Source organism: Ruegeria sp. C12 (genome assembly GCF_056537745.1).
The window spans coordinates 280,359-302,388 of record NZ_JBQFSA010000006.1 but is presented as its reverse complement, the minus strand read 5'-3'; the positions used below and the strand labels follow the sequence as shown (position 1 = coordinate 302,388).

Here is a 22,030-nt window from a genome sequence, read left to right as displayed (position 1 = left end):
AGCAAAGAAAACTGGAAGGCGCGGGGTGTGATGCGCTGATATTGAACGCGACCAATCAATAAGGTCGTCGATACAGGTTTGAGCAAAAACTGGGCGAATGGTGTCAATTCGCCCAGGATTTAAGCAGATAGACAGGAGAATCGGCAGGTCCAGGGCGCAGTTCATAGAGTTCGCTGCGACAGGCGGCGACAAATTTCCCGCAGCCTTGAAGCATGAGCCATTCCCATCACCCAGACCATCCCGATATCGTCCCCCAATTTGGCCAATCCGCCCCGTGCCGTGGGCAGGGTCTTTTTGTCCAGCAAGGCACTGGGCCGCAAAACAGTCATTGACGGGTTCCAGCAGTCAGGCTCGTTCAAATGCCTTTTCCCGCGCGCGCAGGACCTGGGCCTGGAGGCCGTTTTGCTCAACACGGCCGGTGGGATCACCGGCGGCGATCAGTTCCGCTTTACCGGGCAGGTGGCCCCTGACACGACAGTGACTTTGACAACCCAGGCGTGTGAGCGGGCTTACAAGGCGCAGCCCGATCAAGTTGGTACCGTCAGAAACACAATCAAGGTGGGCAGGCGCGCGCGCCTGAACTGGCTGCCGCAAGAGACGATCCTCTATGACAACAGCGCTCTGAATCGGCGTCTGATCGTCGATCTCGATCCCGGCGCGCAGGCGCTGGTGGTCGAGTCGCTGATCTTCGGGCGGCACGCCATGGGCGAAACCCTCGGCGACATACGCTTGTGGGACCACATCGAACTCCGCCTCGGAAATCAGCCACTGTTTCTGGACGCAATCCGGTTTGAAGGTGATCTGAATGCGCATCTTGGCAGGCCCGACATTGGGGGCGGGGCAGGGGCTATGGCGTTGGTCATTCTGGCCTCGACCTCGGCAGGCGGACATCTGCAAGCAGTGCGGGAAATACTGCCGGACACCGGAGGTGCCAGCCTTATCCGCGAAGACCTGATGGTGGTTCGGATACTGGCACCCAGCGGGTTCGCGTTGCGCCGCGTTTTGCTGACGGTCCTGCGACGACTGAATTCCGAAACTCTCCCACGATGCTGGATGCTGTGACATGAACCTGACCCCGCGTGAAAAAGACAAACTGCTGATCGCCATGGCCGCCGAGGTCGCCCGCAAGCGTTTGGCGCGGGGCGTCAAGCTGAACCACCCCGAGGCGATTGCTTTGATCACCGATGCGGTGGTCGAAGGCGCGCGGGATGGGCGCTCGGTCGCTGACATGATGCAGGCCGGGGCCGAAGTCATCACACGCGATCAATGCATGGAGGGCGTGCCCGAGATGATCCACGACGTACAGGTCGAGGCCACGTTTCCGGACGGAACCAAGCTTGTGACCGTCCACAACCCTATTCGCTAACCCATACAGGAGGTCCAAATGAACCGCATGCTGTTTCCCGCCCTTGTCCTGTCCGGCCCGGCGCTGGCCCACTCGGACACCCATATTCACGCTCATGGCAGCGACTACGTCGCGTTGGGTGTTGGGCTGGCCCTGATCGCGCTGGTCGCCATCACTCTGATATCCAAACTGCCCAAATGATCCCGGGCGAGGTCATTCCGGCGAAGGGGTCGCTGACGCTCAATGCCGGGCGCAGCAGTCGTTTGATTGCGGTTGCAAATACGGGTGATCGCCCGGTTCAGGTTGGCAGCCATTATCACTTTGCCGAGGCGAACTCGGCGCTTGATTTTGATCGCTATGCCGCATTGGGGATGCGGCTTGATATTCCGGCCGGGACAGCCGTGCGGTTCGAGCCGGGGCAAACGCGCGAGGTCATGCTGGTTCCGTACGAGGGGCGTCGGCACATTTACGGTTTCAACATGCATATCATGGGGGCTTTGAGAGATGCCGGGCAAGATCAGCCGTAGTGATTATGCCGCCATGTTCGGGCCAACGGTGGGCGACAGGGTGCGTCTGGCCGATACCGATCTGATTATCGAGGTTGAACAGGACCTGATCGTGGATCGCGCCACAGCGGCCCGGTTCACCGAAACCGGGCATCGCAACGCGGTCTATGGCGAAGAGGTCAAGTTTGGTGGCGGCAAGGTGATCCGCGACGGGATGGGGCAGTCTCAGGTCACGCGGGCCGAGGGGGCCGTGGATACGGTCATCACCAACGCGCTGATCGTCGATCACTCGGGCATATACAAGGCGGATGTGGGCCTGAAAGACGGGCGCATTGCGAAGATCGGCAAGGCCGGAAACCCGGATACGCAGCCCGGTGTCGACATTGTCATCGGACCGGGGACCGAAGTTATTGCGGGCGAGGGGCGCATTCTGACCGCCGGTGGATTCGACAGCCATATCCACTTTATTTGCCCGCAACAGATTGAAGACGCGCTGCATTCCGGACTGACGACCATGTTGGGCGGCGGCACCGGCCCGGCTCATGGCACTTTGGCCACCACATGCACGCCCGGCCCCTGGCATATCGGGCAGATGTTGCAGGCGGCGGACGCCTTTCCGATGAACCTGGCCTTTGCGGGTAAGGGCAACGCCTCGCTGCCCGCCGCGCTTGAGGAACAGGTCAAGGGCGGGGCCTGCGCGTTGAAACTGCACGAAGATTGGGGGACAACGCCCGCCGCCATCGACTGTTGTCTGTCTGTGGCGGATGCGATGGACGTGCAGGTGATGATCCACACCGATACGCTAAACGAATCCGGTTTCGTGGAAAACACGGTGGCTGCGATGAAAGGCCGGACGATCCATGCCTTCCACACCGAAGGCGCGGGTGGCGGCCATGCGCCGGACATCATCAAGATCTGCGGCGAGAATCACGTTCTGCCCTCATCCACCAACCCGACGCGGCCCTTCACAGTGAATACGGTGGAAGAGCATTTGGATATGTTGATGGTCTGCCACCACCTCGACAAATCCATCCCCGAGGACGTGGCCTTTGCCGAAAGCCGCATCCGGCGCGAGACCATTGCCGCCGAGGATATCCTGCACGACATGGGCGCGTTCAGCATCATTGCGTCGGACAGTCAGGCCATGGGCCGGGTGGGGGAGGTGCTGATCCGCACCTGGCAAACCGCCGACAAGATGAAGAAGCGGCGCGGACGCCTGCCCGAGGAAACCGGCGACAACGATAACCTGCGCGTTCGTCGCTACATTGCGAAATACACCATCAATCCGGCCATCGCGCACGGCCTGAGCCATGAAATTGGCAGTATCGAAGAAGGCAAACGCGCCGATCTGGTGCTGTGGAACCCTGCGTTTTTCGGGGTGAAGCCCGAGATGGTTTTGCTGGGTGGGACCATCGCCTGTGCACAGATGGGGGACCCGAACGCCTCGATCCCGACGCCGTAGCCGGTCTATAGCCGTCCGATGTTCGGGGCCTATGGCCGCTCGGTCGAGCATTCGGCGATCACCTTTGTCTCGGCAGCGGCACAGGCCGACGGGATTGGTGACGCGCTTGGTTTGGCCAAGCAAACGGTTGCCGTGCGAAACACGCGAAACATCGGCAAGCGGGACCTGTTGCTGAACGATGCAACCCCGCATATCGAGGTCGATCCCGAAACCTATGAGGTCCGCGCAGATGGCGAATTGCTGACCTGCCAACCGGCCGAGGTTTTACCGATGGCGCAACGCTATTTCATGTTCTGAGATTGGAAGAGGCCCCGATGACACCCGATATAAAAACCGCCCGCATCTATCACGATCACACCCATGCCCCTGCCCATGCGCAGGTTTCGCTGGACTATGACGGCCGGTTCCTGCGCCGCAAGATGCTGGCCACCGATGATGGTGAGGCGTTTCTGGTCGATCTGGCGCAGACGCTGTCGTTGGATCACGGCGGCGTTCTTGTTCTGGAGGATGGGCGCGAGATCGAAGTGGTCGCTGCGCCCGAAGATCTGCTGGAAGTCAGCGGAGACAACCTGCTGCGCCTGGCCTGGCATATCGGCAACCGCCACACGCCCTGCCAGATCGAACCGGGCCGTTTGCTGATCCAGCGCGATCATGTGATCCGGGACATGCTGGACAAACTGGGTGCCACCACGCGCGAGGTTGTGGAACCATTCACCCCGGAAGGCGGGGCTTACGGGCACGGCAGGACCCATGGTCACGCCCACTGACGCCGATATCCTGACGCTGAACCAGTGGCTGTCACCCGCCTATCCGGTGGGCGGGTTCGCCTATTCGCACGGGCTGGAATGGGCCACCGATAGCAGGGCCGTGACGGATGCCAACAGCACGGGCGCGTGGATTTCGGATGTGCTGAACCATGGCTCGGGCCGGAATGACGCTTTGTTTCTTGTGGCGGCTTATAATGCCAACTCGAAGAAGGAACTGACCGAGATCGACGCAACGGCACGCGCCTTCTGCGCCTCGTCCGAGCGGTTGATGGAAACGCAGCTTTTGGGTGAGGCGTTCTGTGGTGTCACTGCACAGGTTTGGGAGGTGGATCTGGCCGACCTGACCTATCCGGCTGCGGTCGGACGTGCCGCGCGTCTGCATGGTTTGCCTCTGCTCCTGACCACACAGATGTTCGTGCAATCCTTCATGTCGAACCTTGTGGCATGCGCAACGCGGCTGGTTCCCCTGGGCCAGACCGAGGCGCAACGGCTGATCCGAGACCTGACACCGCTATGCTCCAGACTGGCGACCGAAGCGCAGGATCAAGGGCTCGAAACGCTTAGCTCGACCGCGTTTCTGTCCGATATCGCGTCAATGAAACATGAATCCCAGTATTCAAGGATGTTCCGAACATGACCCAGATGAATGGCCCTTTGCGGGTCGGAATCGGCGGCCCGGTTGGGGCTGGAAAGACAACGCTGACAGCTGCCTTGTCCGAGGCGTTGCGCGATACGCATTCGGTTGGTGTGATCACCAATGACATCTACACGCAGGAGGACGCCGAGGCCCTTATGCGGATGCAAATCCTGCCGCAGGACCGGATTATCGGCGTGGAAACAGGCGGTTGCCCCCACACTGCGATCCGCGAGGATGCTTCGATCAATCTGGCAGCAGTAGCCGAGATGCAAATGCGCCACCCGGATGTTGAACTTGTGCTGATCGAAAGCGGTGGCGACAACCTGTCGGCGACATTCAGCCCTGAACTGGCGGATGTGACGCTTTACGTGATCGACGTGGCGGCGGGTGAGGAGATCCCGCGCAAAGGTGGGCCAGCGATCACGAAATCGGACGTTCTGATCATCAACAAAACCGATCTGGCCCCGCATGTGGGCGCGTCGCTTGAGGTAATGGAACGCGACGCGACCAGAATGCGCAATGGCCGCCCGTTTGTGTTCTCGTCATTGCGGCAAAGGGAAGGAATTGGCGCGATCGTCGAACTTCTGACCTCGATCGGCGGGCTCAGGGCACCGGACGCGGCGTGATGGTCTGACCGTCGTGCTGACAGCGGGCCTGCAATAACTCTACCGCCAGATCAAAGGGCGCGACGTTGCTTTCCGCGCGGGCTGTCAAATGCGCGCCTTCCAGCAAGGCAAGGGTCGTGAGGGCCTCGGCCGGGGGGCGGTCCAAATTGCGGATGCTGTTGTCCGTCTGCGCAAGCTCGAAAATGTCCGTCAGACGGGCCACCATCATGGCGCGGAAGTCGTTGATTTTCTGGATGACTTCGTCTGACAGGCTTTCACGACTGCTGATCAGCGCGACACACAGGCAGAGCGTTTTGCCATCGTTCAACGCATCCCGATACAACGCGATAACGGACAGCAGACGTTGCGCGGCGGTGGGGCAGGTTTCGTCGATCCGGTCGCATTCGTCTTGCAAGGTTGCGTGATAGCGCTCCATCAAGGCCACCGAGAGGGCGGCTTTGGTCGGAAAGTGATAGTGGATCGACGCCTTGCGGATACCGACCGCATCGGCCAGATCGGCATAGCTGAACCCATCGAAACCGCGCGCGCGGGCGGCGTGTTCGGCGACATCCAGAAGGGCGGTTTTGGTGTCTGGTCTCATAGTGTCTCAAACCTTTTCCTGCAAAAGCCGCGCGGCAACATGGTCTGCCGCTTCCAATGCGCCTTCCAGATAGCCGCCAAACTGCGGGGCCACTTCGGTTCCGGCAAAGATCAGACGGTTGTCCCAAAGCCGCTCCAGCGCATGGGGCAGGCCATAGGTGGGGTGGCTGAACAGCCGGTGTTGATCCTCTTCCACGGCGGTAAACGGGTCGGCGGACCAGTCTTTGATCTGCACATCCAGCGGCTGCGCGGCCTCAGTCCCGAACAAGCGGGTCAGTTGTTCCGTTATCATCTGGCGCAGGCGCTGTTGATCTGTGCGCGCCCGCGGCGGCGTTCCGATGAAGCCGAACAACGCATAAGGGCCGGTTTCAGCGGGCGAGGCATCGTGGATCTCGACCATCGGGCCCCGGCGGCTCATGGTATCACCCGACAGCCCGGCCTTGCGCCAAAACGGCGTGTCATAGATCGCAAGGGCCTTGGCTTGACCGGCCATCCACGTGGGGACGGCTGCCATTGCATTTGTGGCGGCTTCTGGCAGGGCTGGCGTGAAAGACATGCGCATCGCGACCCGAGGGGGCAGGGCCAGAACAACATGCCTCGCGCGGAAGGTCAGACCGTTCCGGCTGGTGGCGATCACAACATCATCGGTGCGCTGCAATGCCTGGATTGGGGTCGCGAGATATATGCGGTCGGGATCAACCTGCTTCGCCAAGCCATCGATCAGGGCGCCAAACCCTCGGTCCACCCGCAAAGACCCCTGCATCGACGAAAACCCGTGCCCGCGCAGGATGCGGCCCTGCTCGTCCTCATAGGTCAACTCGCCCGCAGAATACTGTTCGAACGCGGCCAACCCCAACCGGGCAATCAGCGCTGCGATCCGGGGCTGCCCCGGCCAGAACCATGCTGGGCCAAGATCAAACCCCGCGCTGCCGTTGTGGTGGGTCAGGATACGGCCCCCCAGACGGTCGCGCCCCTCGACCAGTACAAAATCCTGCCCTTGCCGCGCCAGTTGCGCGGCAAGGCTGAGACCTGACAAACCTGCGCCGATGATCAGTGTCTGGGTGTCCAGCGTAAGGTTGTGCCTCACGGTTTCGGCCCCCGATCACACTGCAGGAGGTTGCGCAAAGGGCAAATGCCCGGTTTTCATCCAGACCTTCGCGCCGTCTGGGCCAGCAACCGCCGACAGGGTTTCACCTTCAGGCAAACGCAACCAGGCGTTTTTGGCCAGTTGGTCCCCACCCGCTGTAATCTGTCCATCGATCACCAGCACCTCATGCCCGCCGCTGGCGTCCGAGATCAATTCAGCGCCCGGATCAAGATGGCTATAGGTGACAACCTCGCGCGCGTCCTCATGCAGGGTTGCGGTTGCCACACCGTTGACGGGCGTTCCAGGCTCATCCGCCATGGTTTTGCGAAACTGCGTGCGGTCATCCATATCGAATTGCCAGAGTTTGACGAAGATCGTGCAGCCGGGGGCAGAGCCGGGCGTGTGGGATGAGGTCGGCGGGTTGCGCACATAGGTCCCTGCCGGGAAGTCGCCATGTTCATCCTGAAACACGCCGTCCAGCACGATGAATTCCTCTCCGCCCGTATGGGTATGGGCCGAGAAGGAACTGCCGGGGGCATAGCGCACGATTGTGGTGGCGCGCGCCACCTCTCCGCCAATCCGGTCCAGCATACGGCGATCAACGCCTTTCATCGGCGAAGGCTGCCAATCCAATTGATCAGAATGAACAACAACGCGGGCAGAGAAATCTGAGTTCAGTTCCATAACGGTTTTCCCTTTTTTGGACGGACCACGGCTGTGGGATATGTTTGAGGTAAACTATCTACTACTAGGTAGGGAAAATTTCAAGTATCAGTTCCAAAGTCTCACTTCCGACTTCAAAAACCTGTGGGATTGATCTCAGATCACCCGTGCGCGAGGGCTGCCGCCAGATGATCGATCAAAGCCCGAATGCGGGCCGTCAGGTGCCGGTTGGGCGGGTAGGTGGCATAGAGGCCCAAGACTGCGGTCTCCTGCGCCTCAAGGATAAGCTGCAACCGCCCGTCCGCCAGAAAGGGCCGGGCAGTATAAAGTGGGACGCGACCGATACCCAGCCCGTCCGCCGCCATATTGGCCACTGCGCGCGGGGAATTGGCGCGGAAATTTCCGGATACCGGCACCATGATGTCCCCGTCCGGCCCTTTGAACGCCCAGCTGTCGATCACATTGCCGGTCGTTTGCAGCAGGCAATTATGCTCTGACAGATCCTCGGGTACATCCGGCGCGCCGAACCGGGCCAGATAATCGGGCGCGGCGCAGCAGACGATCCGCATATCTGTCAGTTTGCGCGCGACCAGGGTTGAATCCTTCAGCCCACCGAAACGGATGGCCAGGTCAAAGCCTTCATCCACCAATGAGACGTGGTGATCGGACAGGTGCAGCTCGATCACGACATTCGGATGTGCGTCCTGAAACGGTTTCAGAAGATGAACCAGTTCCGCCGACCCATAGCCGGTCGGGGCCGTGATACGGATGCGGCCTGCCAGCTCGGTCTGGCGTTGCTGCACCAGCCCCTCCAGCTCCTCAAACTGTTCCAACAAAGGCAGGCACCGTTCGAAATAGGCTTTGCCGGTGTCGGTCAGGGTCACGCCGCGGGTGGTGCGGTGGAACAGTTGCGCGTTCAGGCGCTGTTCCAGCTGGCCGACATATTTGCTGGCCAGTTTGGTGCTGATCCCAACCTGCCGCGCACCGTCGGTGAACGAGTTGTGGCTGGCCACGGCCACAAAGGTGCGCATTCCGATGATCGTGTCCATTGTCTACAAAACGTTCATAGTTATTCACCAATTGAGTATATTATAGTTTAGATGCGGGCAAGTTAGCTTGGGGTTCAGTGACAATCGCCAAAATAAGGAATCCCCCATGTCCCAGACCCTCCGCATTCACAGCTTTCCGCTTTCGGGCCACGCGCACCGGGCCGTTTTGTTCGCAAATCTCGCCGGCCTGCCGCATCGGGTGATTGATGTGGACCTGCCGGGCGGGGCGCATAAACAGGATGACTTTCTGGCCATGAACCCGGCAGGGCAGGTGCCGGTTCTGGAAGATGGTGAGGTGATCATCTGCGACAGCAACGCCATCCTCGTGTATCTGGCGCGCAAATATGCGCCTGACTACCTGCCCAATGACCCCGTGCTTGAGGCCGAGGTGCAGAAGTTCCTGACCCTCGCCGCTGGTGAGATCGCCTTTGGCCCCGCAGCGGCCCGGTTGATCAACGTGTTCAACGCACCGTTGGACAAGGCGTTCACCCACGCAACGGCGGCCAAGGTTCTGGGCAAGCTGAACGCGCATTTGCAAGGGCGCGACTGGCTGGTGGGCGACCGCCCGACCATCGCCGATGTGGCGATCTACAGCTACACCGCCCATGCGCCCGAGGGTGACATCTCGCTGGATCCTTACCCGAATGTCCGCCGCCTTTTGGCGAATATCGAGGCGCTGGATGGCTTTGTGCCAATGCCCAAGACCGCAGCCGGTCTGAACGCCGCCTGACGCGGATCGGATCCATGACAAAACCGGCCGTGCGATGCCACGGCCGGGCCCTCAGACCCATGCGAGGCCCCCGATGAATGTCCCCGGACAAACCGCCGAATCCCCGTTTCACCGCGGCGAACGCGAGATGCAGACACGTATTGGCAAGCGCGAGCGGATGGAGAAAATCGGCCGCACCGTCATACGCCCCTACATGCCGGATCAGCATCGTGAATTTTTCGGCAAACTGCCCTTTGTCGTGCTGGGCAGCGTTGATCGGCAGGGCTGGCCCTGGGCCTCGATCCTGTCGGGGCGGCCCGGGTTTCTGTCCACGCCAACCGAAACTTTGCTGGACGTTCAGGCCCAACCACATCCGGATGATCCGCTGAAAGCGGCCCTTGAACCCGCAGCACCGATCGGAGTGGTCGGGGTCGAGTTATCGACCCGTCGGCGCAATCGGATGAATGCGACGGTGCAAGAGGTGTCGGAAACCGGCTTTTCGCTGGAGGTGCTGCAATCCTTCGGGAATTGTCCGAAATATATCCAGACCCATGATGTTGAGTTCATCCGCGACCCCGCACCCGAGGGGGCACAGATCAAAAGTGAGCGGTTTGAAACTCTGGACAAGGCGGCGCGCGAGTTCATCGCCTCGGCCAACTCGTTCTACGTGGCCAGTTATGCTGACGCCGAAGGTGAGCGCAGCGTTGACGTCTCGCATCGCGGCGGGCGGTCGGGGTTTGTGAAAGTGCAAGGCAACAGCCTTGTTGTGCCCGATTTCCTTGGAAACAACTTCTTCAATACGTTGGGGAATTACCTTGTCACACCGCGCGCGGGCCTGTTGTTCCCGGACTACCAGAACGGTGATCTGCTGATGCTGACCGGAATGGTCGAGGTGCTGGACACACATCACCCCGACATCGCCGGGTTCCAAGGGGCCGAACGGGGATGGCGGTTCGATATGGTTCAAGGCCTTCGGCTTTATGACGCCTTACCCTTCCGGGGCGCGTTGACCGAGTTCTCGCCCAACAGCCTGAATACCGGCGACTGGAAAACGGTGACGCAGCAATAGCTAGACCCCACCCGTGCGACGGCATTTGGCAGCAGTTATGTCGCAAATGTGCTAGTATCGCCGGGCAAACCACGGGACAAACAGGTATGAACCGCGTGTGTATCCATAACCCTCTGGATCGTCGGGCCACGGGCTGCGACCTCGTTGCGATGTGTCAGTAATCGCCCTTTTGGGCATTTGACTGGCAGGATTGCAAACGAGGACGGACCACCACATGACACACGCGCTGCGATTGGCCATCGACATTGGCGGCACGTTTACCGACACGGTTCTGGTTGAAGGCGAAGACAGAATTCTGGCCTCGACCAAAACCCTGACCACCCATCAAAACCCGGCGGATGGCGCGATGAAGGGCGCGCGGCGCGTCATGGCCGCAACCGGGCGGTCCCTGTCGCAAGTGACGGGTTTCATCCATGGCACCACGCTGGCCACCAACGCTCTGATCGAACGGCGCGGGGCCGTGGTGGCTACGATCTGCACCGAGGGGTTCCGCGACATCCTCGATATCGGGTATGAGCGGCGCTATTCCCAATACGATATCAATCTGGAAAAACCCGATCTTCTGGTCCCGCGCGAGCGGTCCTTTGTGATCCGCGAACGCATGTCCGCCGAGGGCGCTGTGCTGATCCCGCTGGACGAGGCGCAAGTGGGTGACCTGCTGGCTGAACTTGACGCAAGTGGGGCTGGGGCAGTGGCGATCTGCCTGATGCACGCCTATGCCAACCCCGCGCATGAGCGGCGATTGCGTGACCTGCTGGCCCGGCACCGCCCCGGCCTGACCGTCTCGATCTCATCCGATGTCAGCCCCGAAGCGCGTGAGTTCGACCGGCTCTGCACCACGGTTGCGAACGCCTATATCCAGCCTCTGATGCAAAGTTATCTGGCCCGGTTCGTAGATCAGTTCGCGGCCGAAGGTGTGACATGCCCGATCCTGATGATGACCGCAGGGGGCGGTATGTGCACGGTCGAAACTGCGGCCCGTTTTCCGATCCGTCTGGTCGAATCCGGCCCAGCGGGTGGGGCCATTCTGGCGGCACGTATCGCGGCGCGGGCGGGTCTGGATCAGGTGCTGTCTTTTGATGTGGGTGGAACCACCGCCAAGCTGTGCCTGATTGATGGTGCCCGCCCCCAGACCTCTCGCGCGTTTGAGATCGCCCGCGCGGAGCGGTTCATCAAAGGCTCGGGCATGCCGGTGCGTATTCCGGTGATCGAGATGATCGAGATTGGCGCGGGCGGCGGCTCGATTGCCGGGGTGGACCGCCTGGGCCGCTTGACCGTCGGGCCACAATCTGCAGGGTCCGAGCCGGGGCCGGTGGCGTTCATGCGCGGCGGCACCGAACCCACCGTGACCGACAGCGACATCACGCTGGGCTATATCGTGCCTGACACCTTTGCCGAGGGTCATATCCGGCTGGACCCCGAAGGATCCAAAGCGGCGCTGGCCCGCGTGGTTGGTGAACGGCTGCAACTTGACGCCGTGGGCGCGGCAGATGGCGTCAGTCGGATTGTGGATGAAAGCATGGCCAGCGCGGGGCGGATGCATGCGGTGGAATCGGGCAAGGATCTGGGCCCCCGCACGATGATCGCCTTTGGCGGCAATGGTCCGTTGCATGCCAGCCGTGTCGCGCGCTCTGCTGGCGTGTCGCGCATCGTGATCCCACCCAATCCGGGTGTTGGGTCGGCGGTAGGCTTCCTGTTCGCGCCGGTTTCGTTCGAGATCGTCCGCTCGCGCTATTCGCTGCTGAACAGCATGGATCTGGACGGGGTGAATGCCTTGTTCGATACAATGATTGCCGAGGCGAAAGAGGTCGTGGCCCAAGGGGCGGGTGATGCGCAAACCCAGACCCTGCGCACCGCGTTCATGCGTTATAACGGGCAGGGGCATGAGATCGAAATCCCCCTGCCGGATCGTGCGGTGACACCCGAAGATATTGCCCCGCTGACCGCAGCATTCGAAGAAGAATACCGCAAGCAATTCTCGCGCCCGATGCCGGGAATGCAGATCGAGATATTGAACTGGGCCGTGCGGGTAGCGACACTGGACAACACGGTTGCACCGGTGCCCGATGCGCCCGAACGTACCCTGTTTAACGTAACCGAGACGCGCCCGATCACCTGCGATGTGGATGGTACTGCGCAAAACGCCGCTTTCGTCGCGCGCGCTGACATGAAACCCGGTGATCACGTGTCGGGCCCGGCGCTGATCCATGAACCGCAGACCACCACGCTCGTATCCGCCGATTTCTCGGCCCATATGGATGCAATTGGTAATTTGGTTCTGATCCAAGACCAGAAAGGAGGCGCGAGATGAACTCCGACCTTTCCCCCGCCCGCCTGCAAGTGATGTGGAACCGCCTGCTGGCGGTGGTTGAGGAACAGGGCCAGACCCTGATCCGCGCCGCCTTTTCCCCCATCGTGAGGGAATGCGGCGATATCTCTGCCGGGATATTCGACGTCGATGGCCGTATGCTGGCGCAGGCCGTAACCGGAACGCCCGGACATATCAACACCATGGCCGAGGCCGTCCTGCATCTGCGCCAACGCTTTGCCGTTCAGGACATGAAGCCCGGCGACATTTACATGACCAACGACCCGTGGCTGGCCTCGGGTCATTTGAACGACTTCCTGCTGATGATGCCCGCGTTCAACGATGGCAGGGTGGTTGGGTTCACCTCCTGCACCTCGCATCTGGTGGATCTGGGGGGCTTGGGCATGGGGCCGGAAGGATCGGATATTTACGACGAGGGCCTGCTGATCCCCCCTTGCAAACTGGTCGAGGAAGGCACGCCAAACGCGCTGCTGATGGACATTATCCGCGCCAACTCACGCGAGCCGATTGCTAATGAGGGGGACATCTACGCCCTGATCGCCTGTTGTGAGGCTGGGGTGAACCGGCTGGTGGCGATGATGGATGAGTTCGGGATCGACGATCTGGACTGTTTGGGCAATTACATTATCGACACCTCGCGTAAAGGCGCGCTGGAGGCCATCGCCGAGGTGCCTGAAGGCGTCTACAAGAACGTGCTGCGCATGGACGGGTACGAGAATGAGCTGGAGCTACACGCCACGCTGACCGTTACCAAGGACAGGATGCATGTGGATTTCACCGGCACGTCGGGTTGTTCAAGAAAAGGCATCAACGTGCCGCTGAACTATGCGACGGCCTATACCGTGTTTGCCCTGCGCTGCATCGTCGGGCCGGACATTCCCAACAATGCGGGCTCGCTTGGGCCGTTTACGGTGGACGGCCCCAAGGGCTGTATCCTGAACGCGCAACGCCCGGTTCCGGTGGCGATGCGCCACACGCTGGGGCAGGTGACACCCGATCTGGTGCTGGGCTGCCTGCATCAGGCACTGCCTGACAAGGTTCCGGCCGAGGGTGCCTCGTGCATGTTCGACTTGCCCATGCGCCACGCGCCCGAGGTTGCGGCCAATGGCGGGCGCGAGTTTGCCATTGAACCCGTGCACAATGGCGGCACCGGTGCGCGGCCTCATGCGGATGGGCTGTCGGCCACAGCCTATCCTTCGGGCGTCTTTGGCTCACAGGTCGAAATCACCGAAAGCGTGGCCCCGGTGATCATGTGGCGGCGCGAGTTGCTGCCGGATTCGGGCGGTGCGGGCAAATATCGCGGCGGGCTGGGGCAGAGGATCGAGATGACCTCGTCCAACGACGCGCCCTTCATCGTGTTCCTGTCGGTCGAGCGGCTGAAATTCCCCGCCTTGGGCCGGATGGGCGGGCAGTCCGGCGCGCCGGGGCGGATACGGTTTCGGGACGGGGTCAGCGACATTCCCGGCAAGGGCGAGTTGCGGGTCGAAGGCGGGGACTACCTGATCTTCGACACGCCCGGCGGTGGCGGGTTTGGTGACCCGGCAGATCGGGACCCGGATGCGCTGGCGCTGGATCTGAGGCGCGGGTTGGTGACGCCCGAAGGGGCCAAGGCCTATGGGGGCAAACCATGATCCGGGCGGTCGATCACATCCGTTCCATGGCCGCCTATGCGCTGGCCGATCTTGGGCATGCGGGCACCGTTTCGCTGGCACAGAACGAAAGCGCCTTTCCAGCCAGCCCAAAGGCGATTGCGGCGGGGCAGGCGGTGATGGGGCAGATGCCGCTCTACCCGGACCCGGACTGGCCCGAGTTGCGCGCGGCGATTGCCGAGGTCCACAAGCTTGACCCCAACACGGTCCTGTGCGGTGCAGGGTCGATGGAACTGATCGGCTGTCTGATCCGCACCTTTGCAGGGTCGGGGGACCGGGTGCTGGGTACGGATTACGGCTATGCCTATGTGGCGTCGGCCACAGCGCAGGTGCAGGCGGATTACGTGCAAGCGCGTGAGGTCGATCTGACCGTTTCCGTCGATGATATTCTGGCCGCCGTCACGCCCCAAACGAGGATCGTTTTTGTCTGCAATCCGGGAAATCCGACGGGGACGCTGATCCCTAATGCCGAGATCATCCGTCTTCGTGACGACTTGCCCAAGGATGTGCTGCTGGTTGTCGATCAGGCTTATGCGGAATTTGCGGATGATGGCCAGAACCCGGCCGAGGTTTTTGATTTGATCGAACGTGGAGACACTGTCGTCATGCGCACCTTCTCCAAGGCCTATGGGCTGGCGGGTGCGCGTGTGGGGTGGGGCGTGTTCCCGCCCGCGATTGCGGCTGAGATGCGGAAAGTGCTGAACCCGAACAATGTGTCGATCCCGTCGCAAGCCATGGCAACTTCGGCGATCCGGGATCAGGCGCATATGCGGGAAACGGTGAACCAAACGGCTGCGATCCGGGATCGCTTTGCCGAAGGGTGCCGGGCGCTTGGTCTGTCGGTTCCGCCCAGCCATACCAACTTTGTGCTGATCCGGTTCGCAGATTTTGAAACCGCCCGGAAAGCCGATCAGGCTCTGCGGGCCGAGGGCTTGCTGATGCGCGGTATGGGCGGATACGGCTTAGCTGATTGCCTGCGGGCCACGATCTGCCGGGAAGCGATCATGGATCGCTGTCTGGCCGGGCTGCGAAAGGTGACGTCATGACCCATGAAACCCGCAGGCGCGCGAAAATCGGCGTTTTGGTGCCTTTCACCAACACCAACCTCGAAGCGGATATGATGCTGATGCGCTGCCCGGATACGACGGTGCATTTTCAGCGCATGGGTGGCTATGACGTGGATGAGATTCCGGGCTCGGACCAGATGGCCGGGCTGGGGGCCTCGGATATCAGCCATGATCTGCGGATGATCGCGGGCGTCCGGCCCGATGTGGTTCTGTACGGCTGCACCTCGGCCACGCTGACCCATGGCCCCGGCTTTGACGCGCAACTGGCACAGGATATCAAGGCCGCCTCGGGTGCGATCACCTTTACCGCCGCCGGTGCGTTGGTGCAGGCGATCAAGGCGCTGGGTGTGTCGAATGTGGGTTTCTCTTCGCCCTATCTGGGCGAGATCAACACGCAGGCCATGGGTTTTCTGGCTCAGAACGGGATCGAGACGGTGCGCTGCGCAGACATAGGGCGCGAACTGGGCAATTACGGTCAGGGAGAGCTGACGCCAGAGGAGGTTTTTGACCTTGCCTGCCGGGCCGACGATCCCAAGGCCGAAGCCATTGTCCTGAGTTGCACCGATATGCGCGCGGTCGAGGCGGTTGAGCGGATCGAGGATGCGCTTGGCAAACCGGTCGTGACCTCGAACCAGGCGATGATGTTTGCGTTGGTCCAGCAGCTTGGGCTGCCACCACATGCCGGGCTTCCGGGTCGGCTGTTCGACCGATTGTAAGGAAGGTTCTGATTTGTCGACATTCGGATGCCAGCTAAACCCTTTGTGCAGAAGGATTGCCGTGAGATGACCCTATGGATCAACCCCTTGCCGCCATCGCTGACATTGACGATGGTTTCCTTTGAGATACGGATCCCACACGGGCGCAGGCCATCGCGGCCCCGACACTTGGACGCAGTGACAGGAAGTACAACATGATCAAAGACAACCCCGGTCTGATCGCGGCGATCCGCGATCGTTTTGCCCATGTGGATAGCTGCCCGTTTCAGGGCGAGCGTGTTTTCTTTGAAAACGCAGGCGGCGCGCTGACGCTGAAGAAGGTGGCCGAGACCTCGGCTTTCTATGCGGCGATCCCGGACAATCCGGGGCGGATCAATCCGGCGGGGCAGGGCACCCAAAATGTGATCAACAAGGCCAAGGCCGATCTGGGCGTGTTCATGAACGCCTCATCGGGCCAGTTCTTTGCCGGGGAAAGCGGGACTGAGTTGCTGTTCCGGCTGATCCGCACGGCCTGTCTGGTTGCGCCGAAAGGGGCGAAGGTGATCGGGTCCTCAATCGAACACCCGGCGACCCGCAGTGCTGCGCGTCGCTGGGCTTGGATTGCCGGGCTGGACTACGTGAACGTGCAGCATGACGACGAAACCGGGCTGGTCACGGCTGAGGATTATGCCGCGCGGATGACTCCGGACGTGGCGGTGGCGACAATCCTGCATGCCTCACCCGTGACGGGGATGGGCATGGATGTGGCCGCGATCTCAGCCGCGATCCGGGCTGTCTCACCCGACTGTCTGATCATCGTTGATGGTATTCAGCACGCGGCACACGGGCAGTTGGATCTGGATGCCTACAACGTCGATGGCTATGCGATCTCACCTTACAAAGTGTTCTCGCGCCACGGCTATGGCATCGCATGGATTTCCGACAAGCTGAGCGCGCTGCCCCATGACATGCTGATCGATGCGCCGGCAACAGGGTGGGAGTTCGGAACCCGCGACACCGGGTCCTACGCCACCATGTCCGACGTGATCGACTATTTCATCTGGCTGGGCGGCGAGGTGTCCGACGAAACCGATCCGCGCAAACGGATCGAGGCTGCGGGTCGCGCCATTCACGGCTACGAGACGCATCTGACGAACGCGATGATCAACGGGGTCGGAAACCTGCCGGGGCTGCGGGATATGGACCACATTCGCATTCTGGCCGGGGCGGACAACGCTGCGCGTGAGGGGTTGGTGTCGATTGTGGTGGATGGCATCCCGTCGGAACAGGTGGTCGAAACGCTCAATCAGCAGGGTATCCGCACCCATACCCGCAAGGCAGATCATTACTCGGGCAATGTGCTGACGCCGCTGGGACTGTCGGATTGCATCCGCATTTCGCTGTGCCACTACAATACCGAGCAGGAGGTGGCGCAGTTGCTGACTGCCGTGAAGGACATGACCGCCTGAACAAAAAAGCCCGGCCAGAAGGCCGGGCTTTTGGTTTGATCGGATCGCGGCTTTAGAAGTGGACCGATTTCGTTCCGGCGGGCGCTTGCACCGGCGGGGCGAATTTGGTCAGGTCGATGCCTTCGACAGCCGCCTTGTATTCGTCCAGTGTCGGGGTCCGGCCAAGGATGGCGGACAGTACGACAACCGGAGTCGAGCCCAACAACGACTCACCCTTCTTGTCGGGCGCATCCGCCACGACGCGGCCCTGGAACAGGCGGGTCGAGGTGGCCAGAACCGTGTCACCTTTGGCCGCTTTCTCCTGGTTGCCCATGCAGAGGTTACAACCCGGACGTTCGAGGTACAGGATATTCTCGTACTCGGTGCGCGCCTGGGTTTTGGGGAACAGATCGTCGAATTCAAATCCTGAATAGCGTTGGAGAATCTCCCAGTCGCCTTCCTCTTTCAACTCGTCGATGATGTTGTAGGTCGGTGCGGCCACAACCAGCGGCGCGTTGAATTCAACTTTCCCCGAGGCTTTTTCGAGGTTGCGCAGCATCTGCGCCACGATCTTCATGTCGCCCTTGTGCACCATGCACGAGCCGACAAAACCCAGATCCACATGCTTTTCAGCATTGTAGTACGAGATCGGGCGGATCGTGTCGTGGGTGTAGCGCTTGGAAACATCGGCGTTGTTGACATCCGGGTCGGCGATCATCGGCTCGACGATCTGGTCCAGATCGACGACAACTTCGGCGAAGTATTTCGCATTGTCATCGGGGCGCAGGGCAGGCTTTTCACCCGACCTGATCTGAGCAATGCGCGCATCGGCGATGTTGACCAGCTTTTGCAGCATGCCGTTTTCATGCTCCATGCCTTTTTCGATCATGATCAGAATGCGCGACTTGGCCAGTTCCAGCGAGCCGATCAGCGTCTCATCATCCGAGATACAGACCGAGGCTTTGGCCTTCATCTCGGCGGTCCAGTCGGTGAAGGTGAAGGCCTGATCCGCCAGCAACGTGCCGATATGCACTTCGATCACACGGCCCTGGAAAACGTTGTCGCCATGCTGTTCCAGCATCTGCGCCTGCGTCGCATGCACCACGTCGCGGAAATCCATGTGCTCGGCCATTTGGCCCTTGAAGGTCACCTTGACCGATTCCGGGATCGGCATCGAAGCTTCACCGGTGGCCAGCGCTAGTGCCACGGTGCCCGAGTCCGCGCCAAAGGCGACGCCTTTGGACATACGGGTGTGGCTGTCGCCGCCGATAATGACCGACCAGTCGTCCACGGTGATGTCGTTCAGCACCTTGTGGATCACGTCGGTCATCGAATGATAGACGCCTTTCGGGTCACGCCCGGTGATGAGGCCGAAATCATTCATGAACTTCATCAGACGTGGCGTGTTGGCCTGCGCCTTGGCGTCCCAGACCGATGCAGTGTGACAGCCCGACTGATAGGCACCATCGACGCTGGGGGCCACGACGGTTGCGGCCATCGCCTCAAGTTCCTGCATGGTCATCAGGCCGGTGGTGTCCTGCGAGCCGACGATGTTGACCTTCACCCGCACATCCGAACCGGCGTGCAGGGTCTTGCCCGGCGTCGCGCCCACGGCGTTTTTGTTGAAGATCTTCTCAACCGCGGTCAGGCCCTGACCCTCGTGGCTGATTTCCTTGGACAAGGCAAAGACCAAAGGTGCCTCGATGCCAAGCGTTTCGGCCGCAAATGTCTGAAGTTTCTTGCCGAAAACTATGGCGTAGGAACCGCCCGCCTTCATGAATTCCATCTTTTGCGGTGTGAAGGACGACGAGACGTCGACCAGTTCGTCACCATCCTCACTCAGCAGCTTGTGGCTTTTGGTGTCGATTTTCAGAACCGTACCGGTCGCAACCGAATATTTCTGTTCCAGAACCGGGTTGCCGTCGTTGTTGAGGATGGCGTTGCCGTCCTCGTCCACCTTCTTGACCCAGTTTTTCAGGTCGATCCCGATGCCGCCGGTGACGCCAACGGTGGTCAAAAAGATCGGCGAGATGCCATTGGTGCCCGCCACGATCGGGGCGAAGTTGACGAAGGGCACGTAGGGGCTGGCCTGCTTGCCAGTCCACAGCGCCACGTTGTTGACGCCAGACATGCGGGACGAGCCCACGCCCATGGTGCCTTTCTCGGCAATCAGCATCACGCGCGCGTCGGGGTGCTGGAGTTTCAGCGCCTCGATCTCTTGCTGCGCCTTCTCGGAAATCAGGCATTTGCCGTGCAATTCCCGGTCAGCTCGCGAATGCGCCTGATTGCCCGGCGACAGCAGGTCGGTCGAGATATCGCCTTCGGCAGCGACATAGGTGACGACCTTGATCTCTTCGTCGATGTCGGGAAGCTTGGTGAAGAACTCGGCCTTGGCATAGCTTTCCAGGATGTCCTTCGCGACCGGGTTGCCAGCCTCGAACGCGGCTTTCAGACGGTCGGTGTCGGCATCATACAGGAAGACTTGTGTTTTCAGCACCTCAGCCGCTTTGCCAGCGATCGAGGCGTCCTGACCCAGGGCCAGATCCAGCAGAACCTTGACCGAGGGGCCGCCTTTCATGTGCGACAACAGCTCGAACGCAAAATCCTGCGAAATCTCTTCGACGGCGGCTTCGCCCAGAATGATCTCTTTCAGAAAGCCTGCCTTTTCACCGGCGGCGCTGGTTGTGCCCGGCAGGGTGTTGTAGATGAAATAATGCAGCGAATCCGCGCGATATTCGTTCTGCGGATCGCGGATCTGATCAATGATTTCTTTCGTCAAAGCCCCATCATCGATGGGTTTGGGGCTGAGGCCCTGTTCTTTGCGGGTTTCGATTTCGGCAAGGTAATCTGTATAAAGGCTCATGGCGTGTTCCGACGGTTTGGGCGAGAGCGCGAGGTGCGTTTGGCACCTGGCCATTTAGTTTGTATGCCGCGGTATACGAAATGCCAGCCGGTTGCAAGCACAACTCCTGTGGCGCGTTGTCTCTGCCCTGAAATCAGCGGATGATCGAAATCCAGACATCGCCAACGCGGAACCGGCTGTTCATGCCCAGACGCGTCGGTTTTTCCGGCCTGATCTGCCGTCCACCGATGAATGTTCCGTTCGACGAGCCCAGATCGCGCAGGTAGAGCTGATTGCCCTTGGCGATCTGGATCACGCAATGCTGCCCGGACGCCTTCTTGCTACGCTCCAGCGAAAGATCGGCCCAACCGGAATCGCGCCCGATCTTGATCTGATGGGTGGATGCGATTCCCGGCACATCGCGGAAGACGATGGATTTGCCCTGATCCGGGCCGGACGAAACCGCCAGACGCCACATCTTGATCGGGCGCGGCGCCATCGGGCTGAACCAGCGCACCTCGGCGGCCCGGTCATAGCGCGCGGCCGAGTTCGGGTTCAGGCCGGTCAGGCCAAGGGTCATGATTTTTTTCATCGCCCGCGACGACCGGCGCATTGCCGAAACCGGCTTGCCGCTTTTGTCACGCATGTTCAGGCGCATGACAAACCGACCGATGGTTGCGCCGCTCAGGATGCCTTCGCAGATCAGCCAGTAGATCAGCACCAGCACCAGAAACAGGCCAATCGGCAGGGCAAGGCCCGCCTGATGCAATCGAAGCTCTTGCCGCAGTACGGGTTCAAGCGTGGCAACGACAAAGCCCAGAAACATGAAATCCAGCAGGGCCGCCGCGCTAAGCAGGCGCGCGGCGTTCTTGTCGTCCAAAGGTCCGCCGATCATCATTATCGTGTCCCCAGCAATGTCAGAACCAGAAACAGGGCCGCGCCGATTGAAAACAACAGCAGCGCGTCACAACGCAACCTCAGCGTATGTCTGCCCCCGGCGTTGGAACTGCGAAAATGGAAACCCGCCACCCAAAGCGCCAGACCCATGCCCGCGACGGTGAACAGCAGGGTTTCGGACAGGATCTGCTGTCTGAGCGATACCGCCAGCCACTCGGCCGCGCCGACGATCATTCCGCCCCACAGAATGGCCACGACATAGGCCGCGAAGCTGAGGGATTCATTGTTGGACCGGCTTAGCCACGCGACCAGAGCGCCCAGCCCCCAGCCCAGTGCCGCCGCAATCAGAATCAGCAGCGTCATGCGAACTGGCAACGAGAGGCTGGCGACTTCAACATTAAAGACCACACTGGTGGTATTGTTCGCGAAATTCGAGCTAATGCCCAAAAGCGCAAACAGCGCGCCAATTCCTGCGGCAATGTGTCCGGCAAATGCAAAAATCTCGTTTGCCAGATTCATCTTGTCCCGAATACCAAGGGGTATTTTCATCTTTAAACTCTACCTATGAACGAATCTTCGAAAGTGTTTGGTCGAAAGTGTCCCG

21 protein-coding genes and 1 pseudogene are annotated in these 22,030 nt (G+C 60.7%); 15 read left to right on the top strand and 7 right to left on the bottom strand.

Annotated elements, in window-relative coordinates:
* Nucleotides 1-294 precede the first annotated feature (294 nt).
* The 8 genes and pseudogenes from ACR0C9_RS13885 to ureG all read left to right on the top strand — a co-directional run bounded on the left by ACR0C9_RS13885 (nucleotide 295) and on the right by ureG (nucleotide 5,343).
* Nucleotides 295-1,062, top strand: coding sequence for an urease accessory protein UreD (locus ACR0C9_RS13885; protein ID WP_480781270.1), 768 nt, complete (start codon nucleotides 295-297; stop codon nucleotides 1,060-1,062).
* Nucleotide 1,063: 1 nt separating this feature from the next.
* Nucleotides 1,064-1,366 (top strand): urease subunit gamma, encoded by a 303-nt coding sequence (locus ACR0C9_RS13880; protein WP_170524634.1) that lies wholly within the window; start codon nucleotides 1,064-1,066, stop codon nucleotides 1,364-1,366.
* 18 nt (nucleotides 1,367-1,384) lie between these two features.
* Nucleotides 1,385-1,546 (top strand): hypothetical protein, encoded by a 162-nt coding sequence (locus ACR0C9_RS13875; protein WP_170524637.1) that lies wholly within the window; start codon nucleotides 1,385-1,387, stop codon nucleotides 1,544-1,546.
* Nucleotides 1,543-1,872 (top strand): urease subunit beta, encoded by a 330-nt coding sequence (locus ACR0C9_RS13870; RefSeq protein ID WP_170453983.1) that lies wholly within the window; start codon nucleotides 1,543-1,545, stop codon nucleotides 1,870-1,872. The genes ACR0C9_RS13875 and ACR0C9_RS13870 overlap by 4 nt, the downstream gene beginning before the upstream one ends.
* Nucleotides 1,850-3,610, top strand: a pseudogene (ureC, locus tag ACR0C9_RS13865) (urease subunit alpha). Before ACR0C9_RS13870 ends, ureC begins: the two are co-directional and overlap by 23 nt.
* Before the next feature lie 17 nt (nucleotides 3,611-3,627).
* Nucleotides 3,628-4,080: an urease accessory protein UreE gene (ureE, locus tag ACR0C9_RS13860; RefSeq protein ID WP_170453979.1), complete on the top strand. Its 453-nt coding sequence runs from the start codon at nucleotides 3,628-3,630 to the stop codon at nucleotides 4,078-4,080.
* Nucleotides 4,064-4,717, top strand: a complete 654-nt coding sequence (locus ACR0C9_RS13855; RefSeq protein WP_480781269.1) for an urease accessory protein UreF — start codon at nucleotides 4,064-4,066, stop codon at nucleotides 4,715-4,717. Before ureE ends, ACR0C9_RS13855 begins: the two co-directional genes overlap by 17 nt.
* Nucleotides 4,714-5,343 (top strand): urease accessory protein UreG, encoded by a 630-nt coding sequence (gene ureG, locus ACR0C9_RS13850; RefSeq protein ID WP_170524648.1) that lies wholly within the window; start codon nucleotides 4,714-4,716, stop codon nucleotides 5,341-5,343. Before ACR0C9_RS13855 ends, ureG begins: the two co-directional genes overlap by 4 nt.
* Here the strand turns inward: ureG and ACR0C9_RS13845 are convergent.
* From ACR0C9_RS13845 to ACR0C9_RS13830, 4 genes are all read right to left on the bottom strand, one after another.
* Nucleotides 5,321-5,923 (bottom strand): TetR/AcrR family transcriptional regulator, encoded by a 603-nt coding sequence (locus ACR0C9_RS13845; RefSeq protein WP_170524651.1) that lies wholly within the window; start codon nucleotides 5,921-5,923, stop codon nucleotides 5,321-5,323. The genes ureG and ACR0C9_RS13845 overlap by 23 nt on opposite strands.
* A 6-nt stretch (nucleotides 5,924-5,929) precedes the next feature.
* Nucleotides 5,930-7,009 (bottom strand): flavin monoamine oxidase family protein, encoded by a 1,080-nt coding sequence (locus ACR0C9_RS13840; RefSeq protein WP_480781268.1) that lies wholly within the window; start codon nucleotides 7,007-7,009, stop codon nucleotides 5,930-5,932.
* A gap of 15 nt (nucleotides 7,010-7,024) precedes the next feature.
* Nucleotides 7,025-7,693, bottom strand: a complete 669-nt coding sequence (locus tag ACR0C9_RS13835; protein ID WP_480781267.1) for a cupin domain-containing protein — start codon at nucleotides 7,691-7,693, stop codon at nucleotides 7,025-7,027.
* 140 nt (nucleotides 7,694-7,833) lie between these two features.
* Nucleotides 7,834-8,721 (bottom strand): LysR family transcriptional regulator, encoded by an 888-nt coding sequence (locus tag ACR0C9_RS13830; protein WP_480781266.1) that lies wholly within the window; start codon nucleotides 8,719-8,721, stop codon nucleotides 7,834-7,836.
* Between the two features lie 106 nt (nucleotides 8,722-8,827).
* Here ACR0C9_RS13830 and ACR0C9_RS13825 point away from each other — a divergent pair, with 106 nt between their 5' ends.
* From ACR0C9_RS13825 to ACR0C9_RS13795, 7 genes are all read left to right on the top strand, one after another.
* Nucleotides 8,828-9,451 (top strand): glutathione S-transferase family protein, encoded by a 624-nt coding sequence (locus ACR0C9_RS13825; RefSeq protein WP_480781265.1) that lies wholly within the window; start codon nucleotides 8,828-8,830, stop codon nucleotides 9,449-9,451.
* A gap of 127 nt (nucleotides 9,452-9,578) precedes the next feature.
* Nucleotides 9,579-10,499 carry a pyridoxamine 5'-phosphate oxidase family protein gene (locus ACR0C9_RS13820; protein ID WP_480781264.1) on the top strand — a complete coding sequence of 307 codons (921 nt, stop codon included), beginning with the start codon at nucleotides 9,579-9,581 and terminating at the stop codon, nucleotides 10,497-10,499.
* A gap of 214 nt (nucleotides 10,500-10,713) precedes the next feature.
* Nucleotides 10,714-12,810 carry a hydantoinase/oxoprolinase family protein gene (locus tag ACR0C9_RS13815; protein ID WP_480781263.1) on the top strand — a complete coding sequence of 699 codons (2,097 nt, stop codon included), beginning with the start codon at nucleotides 10,714-10,716 and terminating at the stop codon, nucleotides 12,808-12,810.
* Nucleotides 12,807-14,459 (top strand): hydantoinase B/oxoprolinase family protein, encoded by a 1,653-nt coding sequence (locus ACR0C9_RS13810; protein ID WP_480781262.1) that lies wholly within the window; start codon nucleotides 12,807-12,809, stop codon nucleotides 14,457-14,459. Before ACR0C9_RS13815 ends, ACR0C9_RS13810 begins: the two co-directional genes overlap by 4 nt.
* Complete coding sequence (locus tag ACR0C9_RS13805) at nucleotides 14,456-15,523, top strand: pyridoxal phosphate-dependent aminotransferase (RefSeq protein ID WP_480781261.1); 1,068 nt, start codon at nucleotides 14,456-14,458, stop codon at nucleotides 15,521-15,523. Before ACR0C9_RS13810 ends, ACR0C9_RS13805 begins: the two co-directional genes overlap by 4 nt.
* Nucleotides 15,520-16,260: a maleate cis-trans isomerase family protein gene (locus tag ACR0C9_RS13800; RefSeq protein ID WP_480781260.1), complete on the top strand. Its 741-nt coding sequence runs from the start codon at nucleotides 15,520-15,522 to the stop codon at nucleotides 16,258-16,260. Before ACR0C9_RS13805 ends, ACR0C9_RS13800 begins: the two co-directional genes overlap by 4 nt.
* A gap of 194 nt (nucleotides 16,261-16,454) precedes the next feature.
* Nucleotides 16,455-17,708 (top strand): aminotransferase class V-fold PLP-dependent enzyme, encoded by a 1,254-nt coding sequence (locus ACR0C9_RS13795; protein ID WP_480781259.1) that lies wholly within the window; start codon nucleotides 16,455-16,457, stop codon nucleotides 17,706-17,708.
* A gap of 52 nt (nucleotides 17,709-17,760) precedes the next feature.
* Here ACR0C9_RS13795 and ACR0C9_RS13790 read toward each other — a convergent pair whose 3' ends face one another.
* The 3 genes from ACR0C9_RS13790 to ACR0C9_RS13780 form a co-directional block, all read right to left on the bottom strand.
* Entirely contained in the window at nucleotides 17,761-20,550 is a 2,790-nt protein-coding gene (locus ACR0C9_RS13790; protein ID WP_480781258.1) for a bifunctional aconitate hydratase 2/2-methylisocitrate dehydratase, read from the bottom strand.
* Between the two features lie 133 nt (nucleotides 20,551-20,683).
* Complete coding sequence (locus ACR0C9_RS13785; protein ID WP_170524684.1) at nucleotides 20,684-21,427, bottom strand: FHA domain-containing protein; 744 nt, start codon at nucleotides 21,425-21,427, stop codon at nucleotides 20,684-20,686.
* Complete coding sequence (locus ACR0C9_RS13780; protein ID WP_170453951.1) at nucleotides 21,427-21,975, bottom strand: sensor histidine kinase family protein; 549 nt, start codon at nucleotides 21,973-21,975, stop codon at nucleotides 21,427-21,429. The genes ACR0C9_RS13785 and ACR0C9_RS13780 overlap by 1 nt, the downstream gene beginning before the upstream one ends.
* Between the last annotated feature and the right edge of the window lie 55 nt (nucleotides 21,976-22,030).

Bases quoted from the DNA above. Each gene is read 5' to 3' on its own strand.
- ACR0C9_RS13870 (WP_170453983.1), top strand. From the start codon at position 1,543: ATGATCCCGGGCGAGGTCATTCCGGCGAAGGGGTCGCTGACGCTCAAT.
- ACR0C9_RS13830 (WP_480781266.1), bottom strand. From the start codon at position 8,721: ATGGACACGATCATCGGAATGCGCACCTTTGTGGCCGTGGCCAGCCAC.
- ACR0C9_RS13845 (WP_170524651.1), bottom strand. From the start codon at position 5,923: ATGAGACCAGACACCAAAACCGCCCTTCTGGATGTCGCCGAACACGCC.
- ACR0C9_RS13875 (WP_170524637.1), top strand. From the start codon at position 1,385: ATGAACCGCATGCTGTTTCCCGCCCTTGTCCTGTCCGGCCCGGCGCTG.
- ACR0C9_RS13800 (WP_480781260.1), top strand. From the start codon at position 15,520: ATGACCCATGAAACCCGCAGGCGCGCGAAAATCGGCGTTTTGGTGCCT.
- ACR0C9_RS13835 (WP_480781267.1), bottom strand. From the start codon at position 7,693: ATGGAACTGAACTCAGATTTCTCTGCCCGCGTTGTTGTTCATTCTGAT.
- ACR0C9_RS13810 (WP_480781262.1), top strand. From the start codon at position 12,807: ATGAACTCCGACCTTTCCCCCGCCCGCCTGCAAGTGATGTGGAACCGC.
- ACR0C9_RS13825 (WP_480781265.1), top strand. From the start codon at position 8,828: ATGTCCCAGACCCTCCGCATTCACAGCTTTCCGCTTTCGGGCCACGCG.
- ureE (WP_170453979.1), top strand. From the start codon at position 3,628: ATGACACCCGATATAAAAACCGCCCGCATCTATCACGATCACACCCAT.
- ACR0C9_RS13855 (WP_480781269.1), top strand. From the start codon at position 4,064: ATGGTCACGCCCACTGACGCCGATATCCTGACGCTGAACCAGTGGCTG.
- ACR0C9_RS13815 (WP_480781263.1), top strand. From the start codon at position 10,714: ATGACACACGCGCTGCGATTGGCCATCGACATTGGCGGCACGTTTACC.
- ACR0C9_RS13795 (WP_480781259.1), top strand. From the start codon at position 16,455: ATGATCAAAGACAACCCCGGTCTGATCGCGGCGATCCGCGATCGTTTT.
- ACR0C9_RS13785 (WP_170524684.1), bottom strand. From the start codon at position 21,427: ATGATGATCGGCGGACCTTTGGACGACAAGAACGCCGCGCGCCTGCTT.
- ureG (WP_170524648.1), top strand. From the start codon at position 4,714: ATGACCCAGATGAATGGCCCTTTGCGGGTCGGAATCGGCGGCCCGGTT.
- ACR0C9_RS13820 (WP_480781264.1), top strand. From the start codon at position 9,579: ATGCAGACACGTATTGGCAAGCGCGAGCGGATGGAGAAAATCGGCCGC.
- ACR0C9_RS13790 (WP_480781258.1), bottom strand. From the start codon at position 20,550: ATGAGCCTTTATACAGATTACCTTGCCGAAATCGAAACCCGCAAAGAA.
- ACR0C9_RS13880 (WP_170524634.1), top strand. From the start codon at position 1,064: ATGAACCTGACCCCGCGTGAAAAAGACAAACTGCTGATCGCCATGGCC.
- ACR0C9_RS13805 (WP_480781261.1), top strand. From the start codon at position 14,456: ATGATCCGGGCGGTCGATCACATCCGTTCCATGGCCGCCTATGCGCTG.
- ACR0C9_RS13780 (WP_170453951.1), bottom strand. From the start codon at position 21,975: ATGAAAATACCCCTTGGTATTCGGGACAAGATGAATCTGGCAAACGAG.